17 protein-coding genes and 1 tRNA gene are annotated in these 15094 nt (G+C 44.0%); 14 read left to right on the forward strand and 4 right to left on the reverse strand.

What is annotated here, in order from left to right; all coding sequences use genetic code 11:
• The first annotated feature begins 23 nt into the window (after positions 1–23).
• From AC3Y23_RS18560 to AC3Y23_RS18580, 5 genes are all read left to right on the forward strand, one after another.
• Positions 24–236, forward strand: a complete 213-nt coding sequence (locus tag AC3Y23_RS18560) for a transposase (protein WP_379201642.1) — start codon at positions 24–26, stop codon at positions 234–236.
• Positions 237–589: 353 nt separating this feature from the next.
• The gene (locus AC3Y23_RS18565) at positions 590–934 is read left to right on the forward strand and encodes a DDE-type integrase/transposase/recombinase (RefSeq protein ID WP_379201644.1); all 345 of its coding nucleotides are present in this window, start codon (positions 590–592) and stop codon (positions 932–934) included.
• A 616-nt stretch (positions 935–1550) separates the two neighbouring features.
• Positions 1551–3140, forward strand: coding sequence for an HNH endonuclease (locus tag AC3Y23_RS18570; protein WP_379201646.1), 1590 nt, complete (start codon positions 1551–1553; stop codon positions 3138–3140).
• A 226-nt stretch (positions 3141–3366) separates the two neighbouring features.
• Positions 3367–3504, forward strand: a complete 138-nt coding sequence (locus AC3Y23_RS18575) for a hypothetical protein (RefSeq protein ID WP_379201648.1) — start codon at positions 3367–3369, stop codon at positions 3502–3504.
• A gap of 213 nt (positions 3505–3717) precedes the next feature.
• Positions 3718–4329, forward strand: coding sequence for a DUF1643 domain-containing protein (locus AC3Y23_RS18580; RefSeq protein ID WP_379201650.1), 612 nt, complete (start codon positions 3718–3720; stop codon positions 4327–4329).
• Positions 4330–4730: 401 nt separating this feature from the next.
• Here AC3Y23_RS18580 and AC3Y23_RS18585 read toward each other — a convergent pair.
• Positions 4731–4802: transfer RNA gene (locus tag AC3Y23_RS18585), tRNA-Val, on the reverse strand.
• 321 nt (positions 4803–5123) lie between these two features.
• Between AC3Y23_RS18585 and AC3Y23_RS18590 the strand changes: the two genes are divergently transcribed.
• Positions 5124–6101: a stalk domain-containing protein gene (locus tag AC3Y23_RS18590; RefSeq protein WP_379201652.1), complete on the forward strand. Its 978-nt coding sequence runs from the start codon at positions 5124–5126 to the stop codon at positions 6099–6101.
• A 119-nt stretch (positions 6102–6220) separates the two neighbouring features.
• On the opposite strand, the gene AC3Y23_RS18595 is transcribed toward AC3Y23_RS18590, so the two are convergent.
• A complete protein-coding gene (locus AC3Y23_RS18595; protein WP_379201654.1) occupies positions 6221–6415 on the reverse strand; it encodes a hypothetical protein in 195 nt (64 codons plus the stop codon).
• Between the two features lie 376 nt (positions 6416–6791).
• Between AC3Y23_RS18595 and AC3Y23_RS18600 the strand changes: the two genes are divergently transcribed.
• From AC3Y23_RS18600 to AC3Y23_RS18620, 5 genes are all read left to right on the forward strand, one after another.
• Positions 6792–7802 (forward strand): site-2 protease family protein, encoded by a 1011-nt coding sequence (locus AC3Y23_RS18600; protein ID WP_483874851.1) that lies wholly within the window; start codon positions 6792–6794, stop codon positions 7800–7802.
• 90 nt (positions 7803–7892) lie between these two features.
• Positions 7893–8534, forward strand: a complete 642-nt coding sequence (locus tag AC3Y23_RS18605) for a stalk domain-containing protein (RefSeq protein ID WP_379201658.1) — start codon at positions 7893–7895, stop codon at positions 8532–8534.
• A gap of 460 nt (positions 8535–8994) precedes the next feature.
• Positions 8995–9228, forward strand: coding sequence for a hypothetical protein (locus AC3Y23_RS18610; RefSeq protein WP_379201660.1), 234 nt, complete (start codon positions 8995–8997; stop codon positions 9226–9228).
• 110 nt (positions 9229–9338) lie between these two features.
• Positions 9339–9782, forward strand: a complete 444-nt coding sequence (locus AC3Y23_RS18615) for a GNAT family N-acetyltransferase (protein WP_379201662.1) — start codon at positions 9339–9341, stop codon at positions 9780–9782.
• Between the two features lie 114 nt (positions 9783–9896).
• On the forward strand, positions 9897–10130 hold the full coding sequence (locus tag AC3Y23_RS18620; protein ID WP_175374823.1) for a DUF3892 domain-containing protein: 234 nt from the start codon (positions 9897–9899) through the stop codon (positions 10128–10130).
• Between the two features lie 79 nt (positions 10131–10209).
• Here AC3Y23_RS18620 and AC3Y23_RS18625 read toward each other — a convergent pair whose 3' ends face one another.
• Positions 10210–10947, reverse strand: coding sequence for an MBL fold metallo-hydrolase (locus AC3Y23_RS18625; protein WP_379201664.1), 738 nt, complete (start codon positions 10945–10947; stop codon positions 10210–10212).
• A gap of 168 nt (positions 10948–11115) precedes the next feature.
• Between AC3Y23_RS18625 and AC3Y23_RS18630 the strand changes: the two genes are divergently transcribed.
• A complete protein-coding gene (locus tag AC3Y23_RS18630) occupies positions 11116–11667 on the forward strand; it encodes a copper amine oxidase (RefSeq protein ID WP_379201666.1) in 552 nt (183 codons plus the stop codon).
• A gap of 92 nt (positions 11668–11759) precedes the next feature.
• On the forward strand, positions 11760–12083 hold the full coding sequence (locus tag AC3Y23_RS18635; protein WP_379201668.1) for a DUF1292 domain-containing protein: 324 nt from the start codon (positions 11760–11762) through the stop codon (positions 12081–12083).
• A 124-nt stretch (positions 12084–12207) separates the two neighbouring features.
• Here the strand turns inward: AC3Y23_RS18635 and AC3Y23_RS18640 are convergent, their stop codons facing one another.
• Positions 12208–13683, reverse strand: a complete 1476-nt coding sequence (locus tag AC3Y23_RS18640; protein WP_379201670.1) for an aminotransferase class I/II-fold pyridoxal phosphate-dependent enzyme — start codon at positions 13681–13683, stop codon at positions 12208–12210.
• 90 nt (positions 13684–13773) lie between these two features.
• Between AC3Y23_RS18640 and AC3Y23_RS18645 the strand changes: the two genes are divergently transcribed.
• On the forward strand, positions 13774–15060 hold the full coding sequence (locus AC3Y23_RS18645) for an MFS transporter (protein WP_379201672.1): 1287 nt from the start codon (positions 13774–13776) through the stop codon (positions 15058–15060).
• Positions 15061–15094: the final 34 nt, after the last annotated feature.

A 15094-nucleotide genomic window follows, 5' to 3' on the forward strand; every position in this document is an offset into this window, starting at 1 on the left:
GTCAACTTGGAGGGGGTATTTTTATGACTAGAAAAGGACAAGTATTTCAACAGTATGCCGAAGATTTCAAGATGAAGGCAGTCAAGGGATATTTTAAGGGATCTTCCAGCCATAATGTAGTGGCAGAAATGTTGGGTATTCGTAGCAGTACCCAACTGAAAGCGTGGGTAAGGAAGCATCGTGATGGAGAAGCGTTCGGTACACGCAAGGGCCTGTCCAATCCCATGAAAGGATAATCCCGTACGACATTTTCCAGCATTGAAGAAGAGCGGGATTACTTGAAAGCGCAGGTGGACTATCTAAAAAATCGGTATCCAAATATAGAAAATTATTGAAATTAAGACCTCGGGATCATTATCAGGCCATTGTGGAGCTGCGCGACCTACACGGTATTACAAGCCTATTACTAGTTCCAGATCCAGTTATTACAAGTGGTAAGCCACACAGTCACGACTAGGGGAAGTACACTCGCGAGAGCATGAGATTAAAGAGCATATGGTAGCCATCCACTTGGCATATCCCTATTTTTGGGTACCCCCGAATGCGGACAACCTTGTGGGAAGCGGGTTATCTCGTAACCATAAAAAGTATGGCGGCTCATGAAAGAATTGTCGATCCAATCTGTGATCCAAAGAAGAGAAATCGCTCCAACGATACACCTTCCGTGGTGTATCCTAACCGACTGAAGCGCCGGTTTCATGCGACTTCCCCTCAACAAAAGCTCGTCGCCGATATTACCTATATCTCAGATGGCACCCATTTTTACTACCTGTCTGCGATTCAGGATCTTTTAAATAATGAGATTGTCGCCTGGCAAATTTCCAATCGTAACGATGTAAGCCTGGTTCTGGATGCGGTGAAGCAGTGGACACGAAAAAGAGACGTTTCGGAAGCCGTATTTCATTCGGAGCAAGGCTTAATTTACGAAGTCTGATGAGAAGATAATTCAAAAACTGCATAGAATCAACAGCCTGATACTTCATTTTCTAGAACAGCAGCGACAGGCCTGCACTTTATTATCCTTTTTAAGGCTATCAACTAGGATGTGTCTGAAAACTCGTCACTGAGTCAATTTAAAAACGGCAGCGACATATACAAACGATAAAAATGACTTAGGTAGCTTGTCGTAACGAGTAGCTACGCGACGAAAGTGTTTGATTTTATTGAAAAAATACTCAACTAAGTGGATGCTCCAATCCTTTTCCTCAAATCATACCACAAACTTCTTTAGTTTTCAGACACGCCCTAGTTTTTTAGAAGTTAGTATATATAATATTTTTCTATATTTTATTTCGATAAACTCAGTCGTATCACTAGTCAATTCTATAAATAGCTTCTGTTTGGAGCTTTTTATAGGTACTGTCCAAATGATCTCTGGAGCGAGAGGTTTTGATTTAATACTAATAGTTCCTTTATGATTAACTGATGAATTTTTCATTACAGGGAGTCGTCATTGTTTCTTCCCACGAAATGGAGAGGATAAAATAGAGGTAGGATGAAATCTGAAATATATCAACCACATGATATAATTAATCATGAGGTGACTTATAATGGACCGGGATTCTCAGATTGTACACGATCGTCTGATGTACCTATTTCCAAACAAGGTAGTAAAAGGGCTCAGCACAAAAGATCGATCATATTATGGAATGATTTACGGGTACATACAGGAAAATTTTCCAGAACAATCCATGGAGCAGTACATACGATCCCTGGGATTTGATTATGTGGGGAGACAGTTTACAGTATTGGGGGAGTTTGATTATTCTTCCGCCCATTACCTTGTCGAACATTATGATGATATCAATCGAAGCGACTTGGGGAAATTGTTAGGAATGTCTAGGGGGCGTGTGTCTCAGCGTCTTCAAGAAGCTACAGCGGGTGGGGCAGACTGGAAGGTAACGCGATTAACTGAAGAAGAACGTTTTATTATGAAAATTATGGTTGAGGGGGAACTCTTTTATTATGAGGATGATGGTAACAAAGCATTCTTAACAGGATCTTCAGAAGGGCCAGTATTTTTGCACCGAAATGAAGAATCCGTTCGGTTTCATTTTACTTTTGATGATGAGACACTTTCATGGTTACGATCTAAGAATCGCGATCGAATGGATTCTAAGAATTATGCCCATCGACGTATGTATGAGAAGGTAACCATTGGTGGACAAACCTATTTCCGTACAAAGCCTAAAAAGGTAGAAACCTTAAATGTTAAACAATACTGTAGAATACGCAGTCTTGATTATGAAAATTATCTAAAACAGATAGAAGTGTATCCTCTTACCGATCGGAAAACCATTACGGATGAAGAGTGGTTCGAACGACTATTGGCACATGTTGATGATGATGGTGTTCTTCGTGTTCCCCATGGTTCCAGTGATCAAACGGGATTATCTCGCCGAGCGCGAGAATTCGGAATGAACGCACAAGAATATGCTGAAATGTTGGGTTTCCAATGGAGACGCCGCGATTATGCTTCTGAACACCAAAAGCGCCTTGCAATGTATGAAGAGTCGATTTTAGAACAATCCTTTGGAGGATATGTCTACTTGGCGACGGACGGAACATTGTATCGCTCTTTGTACTACTTTTTACGGAGCCGAAGTGAATCCATCCAAACGTTCTTGAACAGGTTAGGACTTGAGCGGTTGGATAAGGAAGAATATCAGTCCCGGCTTGGTCTCGGTGGTGCCCTTCTCGATAAGCTGAAAGAATTACAGGCCGTAAATCAAAATGAAGCGGATTGGGCGGAATGCATTGCCCGAAACAGAAAAATGGTGGTATTGCTTAAAAAGCTATACGAATATCATTGCCAAATTTGTGGTGAAGAGAAGCCACAAATACCACGGATTGAAAAAAACGACGGCACATTCTATTGCGAAGTGCACCATATTACACCACTTGGTACAGCTGAAACGAAATCCGATATTGAAACGCTCGATCACTATTCCAATGCCTTGTGTCTTTGTTCGTACCACCACTCCTTTGTTCATTATCACAAAGGGGGATTCTCTAAAATGATCTTTGACCAGAACGAATTATATTTGGTTTCGAGTCAAGGGGAGAAATTACCTATTCTTATGAATAAACATATCAGCGTAACAGATCTTATGTTGGAGAACAATGAAGGTAGCTCGTAGTGGGTAGAGCTTTTCATAAATAAAATCTTTTTAGCCCGAGATGAGTACCTAAAGGTTAGAAAAATACATATATGGGCGTAAGATTCAACTAACGGGAACATTGTTTCAATACAGCAGGAGGGCGATCGGTTATAACGATCGATATTTATAGGTGATTAAAAAAACTAGATGAAGATATTGTATAATTAGTAAGTTTGCTCTGTACAAACAGGAGGGAAATCCATGAATGAGGGAGTTAATAGTTATATTAGTGACATTGATCCATCAAGCTTATCAAGGAAGTGAGATAGATGTTGTTGCTATTCCTATTACTCCAAGCAAAGACATAAATCTATTCCCGCTTGACTTTAAAAAGGTTTTTTAATCGATGCTACCACCAGAGGTCACCGGTTTACCTTAGAATATCAAGTGGTTACTGTCAATCAAATGGAATGCACTTGATTGGTGTTCCGATGGTAACTAGGTTTCTGGGAATTTACTCTGACTGAATTGGGGACGGTATCGAAATCGGGCGAGTATGGAAACCGAAAATTATCGCTGAAATTTTATCGGGATCTGAAAGGTAAGAGGTGGTATTATGAGAAGATATCCAATTTTTATAAATAAGGTAAAAATTGAGAATATGGGTAAGTACAAATTGCAAAATGGTATTCGTGTTAGGCATAATCTTGTTTTGTCACTTTCTGAGAAAACAAATGGTGAAGTGCTCTCATTTATCCTAATGAATCCTAGCTTGGCCGACACACTACAGTCGGATGACACAGTAAATAGCATGTTAATCTTTGTAGATCGACTAATTAAGGAAGACGCTCGATTTGAAAAGGTTCATGAAGTGGTTGTTTTAAATTTGTTTCCTTTTTATGAACCTTCCTCAAAGTCTTTAGGTGAGGTAATAAAGAAAGTTAATGGTATTGCACAATTACTAAATACGAATCAACGCCATATAAGGAAGCAACTTAAAAAAAGTCACTATGTCGTCCTAGGATGGGGAAATGTTCCACCAAAAATAAGTGCTGTGATTCATAAAGATGAGACGAAAAAAATCTTGGAGGGAATTAAAAAGCTAAGACATATTAAAGGAGTATTCTCTATGGAAAGTAGGAAGAAAACTGGATTAACCAAAAAAGGACAACCAAGACACCCTAAGTATTTGGCTAAGCAGGATTTAAAATTGATAAAGTTTTTATGAATTAAATCCCCTTGGAGAATTATAGGAATACTGCAGCTTGGTTATGAATTAAAAACCTGGTTTTTCAGTATTAAATGAATAATGAAAAACCACTGAAATCGCATTTTTCAGTGTCATTAATAATTGTTGTGATTAAGCCGAAGGTACACATTAGTTTATTATTTCAGAGATAGAATAATCATTTAGTAAATGGTTAAAACTAAGAAAATCCGACCCATGGTCGGATTTTCTTATCTCATGATTTTGATTTTTAATTAGTATATCTCGTTAATGGAGCAATTTTCATCTGCAAAATACTCTAAAAACTATTCTTGACCAAAGACCAGTTTTACTCCTCGTGTTACACTCCAACGTATTCCTAAACAAAAGAAAAAGCCTTATAAAACAAGGCTTTTTCAATATAGGACGGATGGGGTTCGAACCCATGACCCCTACCCTGTCAAGATAGTGCTCTCCCGCTGAGCTACCGTCCTGCGACAAGAAATAATATACCATAGATTGGGCGATAAATGCAATTGTTTTTTATGAAAAAACAATTGCATTGTAACCATTTTTGATTTGCTCTAAAAATGAGCAGATTCCCTTCATAAGTACTAATGTGAAAATAAATCATTCGCCTGTGAAAATGTTTTTTTGCTACAATTCATAATTTACGCATAAGAGAAGGTATAAGCACTCTAGTCTCAGAGGTATCGTAGGAATAATTCCTCTTCCTAGTCATTTTATAACTCTATAGACCTACTTTATTTGTGATGGTACTATAGTTAAAAAAACACTATTTGGGGGATTTTTGTATGAAGAAGTGCAAGTTATGGTTTAGTGCTTTTATTATTTTCATTATTGCTTTTAATTCATTTGGGTCTGTTATTCATGCAGACTCAAGCAGAAAGATAATATTTTTCAATGATAAAAGAATTGTATTCGATAAAGATCCAGTCTATGAGAATGGTACAATGCTTGTGCAAACGGCACCACTCTTAAATGCACTTGGACTAACGTTCACTTACGATAAAAACACTAAAACGACTACAGTAACCGATAAGGTGAATAATACATCGTTTGCTTTTACATTAGGTAGTAAGACTGGAGTCGTAAATGGAAAGAAAACTGCTTTAACCATTGCTCCGAAAATTATCCAAGGTTATACATTTGCTCCTCTGAAATTTTTGCTATCAGCAAGTAATAATAGTTTAGTATTGGATGAATATGCTAGCAGAATATACATAGGTCCGTTTTATTTTAATACGAAAGATCCCTATAAAGAAATAGAGTGGGGGAGAAGCGTTGCAGATGTTAAAAAGGCAGAGAATAAGACTTACATAACCTCAAGAACAGGTACTAATGGTGAAAAAACGTTGATGTACAGAGTGTATCTTGGGAATGACGAGCTACCGGCACAATTGTGGTATGCACATGATGCAGGTGGGAAGTTAGAAGACATGTTCTACATTACAGAAGGTGACGAATATCCAGGGGATCAATATAGACTTTACAAACAAATAGTTTCTGATTTGAGCAAAATTTATAAACCAACAACAGATGATTATAGGGATGATCAACTTTGGAAAGATAAATATATGAGGGAATTTTATAATGATATGTACGGTAGCGATTATGATACCAAAATAGGTACTGCATTGCTTCAACGAGACCTAGTCTTAATTACTAATTTTGAATACCGAGATGTTTCTATATCTGTACAATTAAAAAATTCAGGTTCTGTATCTAAGCCGAATTTTATAGTGACATTATACTATTATATAACCATTTAATAATTTTCTCTTGCTACCTTCGGGTAGCTTTTCTTTTTGTAAATTGCACAACAAAGAGCCGCTTCTTAACATAAAGATTATGAGTCTGCCCTTTGCTTTTAATATCCGATAACATCAAATTAATATCTGGGGTTCTTCTGTTCATAATAATCTTCGGAGAAATCATTGTTAACCCTCTGCAGATATCCTGTGATGGTGAAGGAAGCGATGAGCCCGCCGATAATCCCCATGATGACTGTAAAGAGAGAGAAGCCAAACATACCGACCAGCGCAAGAACAGATAATACGGTGATTATTAAGCTAACCCATTTCATAGGTCATGCCCCTTTAGGTTTTTTTATAATTATAGTATTAATATGGAAATTTAACAACGTTTAGTCCTTCTTCTATAATAGCGCCGTAATAGTGCTTTTCACCACGAATGTACCTCCCATGTATTTTTTCTCATAACATCTTAACTGTTTGTAAAAATTCGCTGCATTTAGGACGTGATGAAACTCTTTCACCATTGCTCCGTATTACCCGGTACGAATATCCCCCCTTTATATAGAAGGAATTTTTCTAATAGGTATGGTAAAATACGTAAATCTAATAACGAATCAACAAAGGAGCTCGAGACTGTTGCCGCAAAATGTGCCGAATAAAAAATCTTCCTCCACTCCGCTGAAATGGCTGGGCGGTGGGGCAGCAATGCTCCTGTTGAAGGGAAAGGCGATTCTGTCGCTGTTAAAAATAGGAAAGATCGCAGGCCCGTTAATTTCGATGATGGTGTCCATTTGGGCGTATGCATTCATTTACCCATGGAGCTTTTCGATAGGCTTCGTACTACTGCTGCTTGTTCATGAGCTGGGCCACGTATTCGCAGCTAAGCGGATGGGGCTCCCCGTCAGCGCACCGTTGTTTATTCCGTTTATGGGGGCTCTAATCGCTTTGAAAAGGCAGCCGCTGGATGCCAAGAGCGAAGCGTACATTGCCTTCGGTGGTCCTATACTGGGTAGCATTGGGGCGGCAGCGGTGTTCGGGGCTGCTTATTACTTGGATAGCCCCTTGCTGTACTCTTTGGCATACGTGGGATTTTTGCTAAATCTGATTAATTTGCTGCCTATTCATCCGCTGGATGGAGGCCGTATTGTCACGGCGGTTACACGATGGTTATGGCTGGTTGGACTTGTGGGAGGACTTGCGGTCATTATTTATCTGAAATCGATTTTGTTTTTGATTATCTGGGGCTTGTTCGCCTATGACTTGTATACCAAATACGTTAAACGGCGCAAGCAAAGTAAGAGCCAGACGGTCACCCGCGGTTTTATGATTCCTGTGGAGCGTCTTATCGAGGAAGGATATATGATCCCGGGGCCGGAACACAAGCGGGAGTTGCCTTTTACAACTTATAGCGATTTGAACCACCAGCAATATATCGGGGTGAAGTGGGATAGTCTGGATTATTATGGTACAGCCATGCTGCCCCAGCAGGTCATTATTGAGAAAGTGAAGGTCATCCAACTGGAGCAGGCCGAACTGGAGAATGGCTCACATCTGAGGATGAGTTGCGAGATTCACTGTACTCCTTTTGAGAATGACAAATATTATGATGTGCCTGCCGCCACTCGCTGGAAGTACGGAATAGCTTATTTTGCGCTGGCGGGCTTCCTTGGAGGTATGATCTATATGGTACACCTGGTGGGGAATGTGAATCTTTAATGGCGGTAAGGGAAGTCCAGCGATTTGAAAATCTCCAGAGTGGTTAATAGATTACATTCGCCAATGATTAACGTCTGGAGATGATTTTTGTTGAAAAAGACATGGGGTATCGCTTCCGCCGTTGTCGGCATGCTCGCTACGGGTTCAGTAGGCGTATATGCTGGCAGCAATCTGCAGCAGATTCAAGCCTTCCTTAATCATGGCATCGCCATTCAGGTCAATGGGAATGCTTATGTACCATTAGATGGAAATGGCAAGAAGCTTGCGCCGATCACGTATGACGGTTTGACTTACCTGCCGACACGTGCCATTGCCGGAGCGCTTGGGGTTCCCGTGTCCTATGATGCAGTAGCCAACAAGGTGATCATCGGCAGTGACTCGGGAAGTACAGGCGGTTCGCCGACAAACAGTGTCAAGAAATCGAAGAATCTACCTGCAGATTTTCCGATATCCGGGGATGCCATTATTACGGATTTGACGGACAGTGTGGTGGACGGTAAGAAAAAGGCTGTACTGGTTTATTTGACAAAGGACAGCATTGAAACTGTTGGTAAAAAGTATACCGATTACGTCGATGGCAAGAACATCACCCAAGCCTCGAAGGTTATAGATAACCGCTCAATGATGATTACGGGTAAGCTGGGTGGCAAAAGCCCGGTCTCTATCATCGGAGGATTGTCTGCAACTAAAGCAGGATACACTGAAATTACGATTACATGGTCGGAAGGATAAAGGAAACTTCAATCCAAATTTACTTATACATTTACATAAGAAATGCAATATGAGCTGAACCCCATTTTCCGAATCCAAGCGGAGGGTGGGGTTTTATTTTAGGCAAGATCATAACGGTGACTGGTCTTTGTTGCTCCCTATCGAGAAGTTATAGCACGTTCTATTGATATTGCATACTTGAACCAGCTAATCAATTATACAGAGTGGGTTATTATAATGATTCCCGAAGTGTAATTAACGGCATCTTTGTACCTTAAATACTCTGCAGCTAAGGGTTAGTGGGAATTAAGTGCAGAATTGTATGTTAAATCCTCCCCAATACCCCTTTCAGCATGATTTTGGGAAAATTAAGATACAAAAATGCTCTTAGTTGGGAAGGTGGAGCCTTGTTTTAAAAAATCTCTGAATCGTCAAAACTGTAGAGAAAGAACTGCAGGAAAAGGGCGAAAGGAGAATGGCTATGAATACACAATCTCATCGACGTAGGGGACTGTCAGCGTGGTGCTTGGGCCTATGCGTTGCTGTGCTTATTGGATTAACCGGGTGCAGTACGGATGCGCCGACGTTGAAATATCAGGAAGTCAACAAGCTATCTACGCTGGATGGAGAGTTGGATCACTCCCCGGAGCCTTCACCGGTGTTGATAGATGTCTACGATCGCTCAATCCCGCAGGAGGTTTATTCGGGCGATTAGCCTATACCGCGTTGCCTGTGCTGCCAGCTAGACCTGAACTATACAGAAAAACGTATATTCTGTATAATAGACCGACTATTGTCTTTTACATAGAGAGGAGTTTTAAGGTCATGGCGGCAGAAATCGTACGTGTAACGAATGAGGAACAGCTCCGGCAGGGGTTTGATATTCGCAAGAAAGTGTTCGTGGAAGAACAAAAGGTACCGGAGGAAGAGGAGATCGATGAGTATGATGTGATCAGTCCGGATGTGCACCATATTCTGCTGATAGATGACGGGATTCCGGTGGCGACGGGGCGATTGATTTATTATAAAGAAGCTACGGCCAAAATGCAGCGAATCGCTGTGATGAAAGATTACCGCTCCAAAGGATATGGACGGGTGCTTCTGCTGGCGCTGGAGGAGCTTGCTCGTGAGCTTGGACTTCAGTACTCCATCCTGGACGGACAATGCCAGGCGGAGAATTTCTATCGCAAGCTGGGATATGAAGTGATCTCGACCGAGCCGTTCTACGATGCAGGTATTCTGCATGTGCGGATGCAAAAAACACTCTAGGTCCGCGTAGCTAGCATCCCTCTAGTCACGCGCATATTCCAATGAAGCTGCGGACATGCTAAAGGTTGCCTGATGATGGCAAATCTATGTCCAAGGAGTTGATCTTGCGTGACGATCAGCGATGAACGCGAACGTTTTATAGCGACCCAGAAGAACGGGGACGGGGATCTGACGAGCTTTCAGACCTCTTCCGGACGGGTGCTTGATTACGAGCAGGCACTGCAGGAAGTACAAGCTGGCAAAATTGCCGGAGTCAATGTGTTCAAAGGCAAGGACGGTGCGTTGCACATCCGCGGAGATGCGGATGGCGACCCGACTAATAATCTGGATCAGCTTCCGTTATTTTAGCGGTGATATTAATGGCCGGACAGGCGTCTTCTCGAAGGACGTTACTGTTCGGCTTTTTATTTATACATAGGACCATGAGTTATAAGGTGTACATCACATGTTGCTCCAGAAACTCCATCTCTCCGGTATGGCCTACATAATCTGGCTTTTCATCCCCATAGTGCATGAGGTAGATTACCCGCCGGACATCTTCCGGCAAGGATAACAATTCTTCCAGCGTCGTGTGAACATGTCCAGTTCCGCCAAGCTGACAGTCGTGTAGAATTCGGCGGATACCCTGTTCCCGTACCAGGTCAATTAGCAGATCAGGTTGAAATATAATATCTGCACTATAGAAAATATCGCCATTCACGATCATGGAATAGCTGTCTTTGCCTGGCACATGCGGGGTTTGCAGCAGTTCCAGGACAAGACCTTCCGACAAACGATGGGGAACGCCAGGAGATAGCGGTATAACGTCAAAGATATCCTCTAGTGAGGACGCAACGCCTTGTTGATACATGCCGCCCATCAGCGTATGGTCCCACAAGGGCTCTACCAGGGCTTCCGGCAAAAGGAGGGTCATCTTGCGATTGTATTTATGTTTGAGGGTGAGGGCCTGCTCTTCCAGTCCACCGACATGGTCGGCGTGGATATGGGTAATCAGTGTGGCATTGACATCCCGGAAGGATCTGCTTAGTTCGTGCATCGCCAGAGGGGCCGTAACGCCGCAGTCAATCATTAGGGTATAATTCTTGTCCAGGAGAAGCCCGTTGTTGTTGAAATAGTTTTTGGCGAGGGCGCTACCGGTACCAAGCATCTGCAGGCTTATACTCATCGGAAGAACCTCCAATAATAAGGGGATAGACATACTATATCATGGGTTTGTTTGCGTGATGTTATCATGCTGTAGGACAGGGATGAAACTTTTTCCTTCCACGAGCGCAACTTGCAGGGAGGAAGCTAGTATACATTAACAGTATGAATTACTTGGGGGTTTCTAGCGATGAGATGGAAAAAAATAGCTTTATGTGTGCTCGTCTTTTCCCTGATGGGCGGTTCGTTATTATTTGCTGATTCGGTGAGCCAGAAGATTAGAGTCTGGAGCAACGGAAAAGAAATTACGGACGGCGGTTATCTGATTGACGGGAAGACGTACATTCCTGCTCGGGAGGCAGGCGGAGTTGTAATCTGGGATGGCTCCGGTAAAGTAACCATTCTCAAACCGAATGTGCATATTGTCCTCTTCAAGGGTGACACAGTGTTCGGCAATGTGAATTTGGGTAAGCTTAAGTTTAAGGTGCTCTCGCAGGTAGATAGTCTAACAGACGAGATTTCTTCGGTCAAGGTGACGATCACAGACCCTTCGGGAAACACCAAGGACATCGACTCCCGCAACATGGAAGGAACGAAGAAAGAGGACTTCTGGTTCTCCAGCTCTGAGATTACGTATGACTTCAAGGAAACGGGAAAATACCGGGTAGGCTTCTATATCAGGCCAACTAAGAACGGAGATTACGTTCTTGTGTCGGAGAAAGTCATAACTGCACTAAATTAGTGAAGTTGGATCACTCCCAAAATTGACCTGAAGTTGTCCTACGTGTTACGATACGTTCTGTAGGCTAATACAATTCAAAGTGAGGTATTTCAATGAGCGATCACAAACATGAGCATGGCCATGAACATGGGGAAGCATGCGGTTGCGGACATGATCACGACCATGAGCACGAGGAGTTTGTGCTGACCTTGACGAACGAGCAGGGCGAAGATGTAGAGATGGTGCTGGTAGAAACGTTCGACGTAGGCGAGAAATTGTACGCGCTGCTGCTGGAACGCGAAAACCCTGAGGCGGACGGCATTATTCTGCGTCTGGAAGAAGAGAATGAAGAAATGGTGCTTTACAATATCGAAGATGAAGCTGAATGGAACGCTGTTGAAGAAGCATACAACGAGCTGCTCGCCCAGCAAGAATAGATTTTCGGTGATAGAAAAGGACTATTCTGGGATTTTCCTGGAAGTTGACTCTCATAAGCAAAAACCCGATACTTTGCAGTATCGGGTTTTTGTATGGTTGGCGATGGTGTGAAGAGAAAGCCGATCAGGAGATCGGATCGGCCTCTACAACTACCTTCACATTGGTGATGGTGCGGTCCTCAGGTCCTTTTACCGGCAACCCGATTTCTACATGGTCGATGATATAATCGATGTTATCTTGGGTAATAACTTCACCAGGGAGGAGAATCGGAATACCCGGCGGGTATACATAGATGAATTCCGCGATAATATAACCAGCAGATTCCCGGAATGGAACGAGCTGAGTGTCGGCGTAGAATGCATCTCTTGGAATCAGGGCAAGCTGTGGAATCTCTGGTACCTGAACCTTGAGCTCGTATATTTCTCCCTTGCTGTAATGAATGGCAGATAATACCCGCAAGGCAGCAATTAACTTGTCCACGGATTCTTGGGTATCACCAGGGGTAATAAGGCAAAGAATATTATACATGTCGCTCAGCTCGACTTCGATTTTGTACTTGTCACGCAGCCAGTTCTCCGCTTCATAGCCGGTGATACCGAGGTGGCGGACATGAATGTTCAATTTGGTTGGGTCATGGTCAAAAGTAGCTTCTGTCCCGAGAATTTCTTTGCCAAAGCTGTACAGGCCTTCAATGCTGTTGACAGCATCGCGGGCATAGTTGGACAGGCGAATCGCTTCCGCGGCAATCTGATGTCCATTCAGGGCGAGATTGCGTCTGGAGGTGTCCAATGAAGCAAGCAAAATGTAGGAAGTTGACGTCGTAGTCAGCATGCTGAGAATGGTCTGTACCCGCTGCGGGTTGATCAGGCCAGTCTTCGCATTGAGATTCAATACCGAGCTTTGGGTCATGGAGCCGCCCAGCTTGTGTACACTGGTAGCTGCCATATCCGCTCCGGCCTGCATGGCCGATGTCGGCAGATCTTCATGAAAATGAATCAGTACTCCATGCGCCTCGTCCACAAGTACGGGAATGCCGTGACTGTGGGCCAGATTCACAATGGAACGCAGGTCGGCGCATACGCCGAAATACGTCGGATTGATGACCAGAACGGCTTTGGCGTCCGAGTGACGCTTCAAGGCTCGCTCCAGGGCGCTGGTGGTTATGCCGTGATCTATCCCTAGATTCTCATCCTGAACAGGAGAGACGAACACAGGCTTGGCTCCGGAAAAAATAATGGCCGACATAACACTCTTATGAATGTTGCGCGGTACAATGATTTTATCACCGGGCGAGCAAACAGAGAGGATCATCGTCATGATAGCGCTGCTCGTGCCTTGTACGCTGAAATACGTGTAATCAGCGCCGAAAGCTTTCGCAGCCAGCTTCTGAGCTTCCTCTATTACGCCTTTGGGCTGATGAAGATCATCAAGCGGCGCAATATTGATCAGGTCTATGGATAGAGCATTATCGCCGATAAACTCACGGAATTCGGCATCGGTTCCTTGCCCCTTCTTATGCCCCGGAATATGGAATTGAACGGGATTGCCGGCGGCATGCTTTGTTAGAGCGTCGAAGAGGGGAGTACGGTGTTGATTCATTTAATGCTGTCACAACCTTTCGTGAAGAGTAATTTTTCAAGCAAGCATCAGTATAACAAATCACTGACCATAATACTAGGATGTGATAGAATGTCCGGCAAAGCACAGCAAATGCATATTAATTTAACTTCGCCGTTTATCGTAAAAATGTGGGTTATCATCTTTTTAGTGGAGTTTGTAAAAGGATCTCTGCTGGTTGCCCTGCTCCCTGTGTATATGGAGCATATTCTGGGACTGTCGGTCACCGTTGTCGGATTTTCCTTCGCGCTGCAGTATTTGGGAGATAACTTGTTCCGCAGTCCTTCAGGCTGGGTAATGGAACGAATCGGGTACCGCTGGACAATGACTGGCGCGCTGCTCTTGATTCTTCTGGCTTTAACCTTGATTATCGTTGCTAAAAATGCGGCGTTGCTGTCGTTGGCTTGCCTCATTCTGGGGATCGGGACATCCCCGCTCTGGCCTTGCGTGATGACGGGTGTAACGGAGCTGGCCGGTTCTACGCAGAGCGGCAGCAGTGGCGCAGCTATGGGCGCAGTAGAGATGGCCTCCCTGGCCGGGACCGGAATTGGTCCCATTACCGTGAACTTTCTCATGGATCATGGTGGCTACAGCTACCGCACGACCTTTTTCGTTCTGCTGGTCTGTGCGGTGGCTGTCATTGCAGTGGCTCTTCTACTGCCCAAGCGAATCGATCCAGCACATCCGGCATCTGTCAAGGGCGCCAATGCGGTGGACGGCGCAGACTTATCGTCCAAACAGACTCACCCGCTGCAGAGCCTGAAACGCACGCTGACGCAGCTCAAGACCTCGCTCAAGGTGAGCAGGCTGCTCTACCCGGCGCTCTTTCTGCAGGCGTTCGCCATCGGCTTAATGACACCGGTTGTCACGCTGTTCGCACGCACAGAGCTGCATGTCTCGCCGAATCAGTTCAGCCTGCTGCTCATTGCCGGAGGCGGGGTCACGGTGCTGACGCTTATTCCGGCAGGACGTCTTGTGGACCGTATCGGTACCTCCCTGTTCCTGAACATTGGCTTCTTATTGGCTGCGTTCTCCATGACACTGTTCTCGTTTGTACGCTGGTTGCCCTTTGTCTTCGGCGCCGTGGCACTGGTCGGTATCAGCTATGCGCTGATCCTCCCAGCCTGGAACGCTTTTCTGGCCAAGCAGGTGCCAAAGGGAGAACGCGGAACGGTATGGGGATTGTTCCTGACCCTCCAAGGCTCCGGAATGGTCGCTGGCCCGGTGCTATCCGGTAAGCTCTGGGATGCGGTGGGTCACGGGGTGCCCTTCCTGGTCAGCGCTTTTGTGATGCTGCTGCTGTTCGGATTGCACCTACTTATCGTACGTAGAACGGGCAGGAAGGTTCAGGCGCTCTAAGCAGTTGCTGCATCAAGCAGGCTGACACTATAAC

This window comes from Paenibacillus sp. MAHUQ-45 (assembly GCF_058133325.1).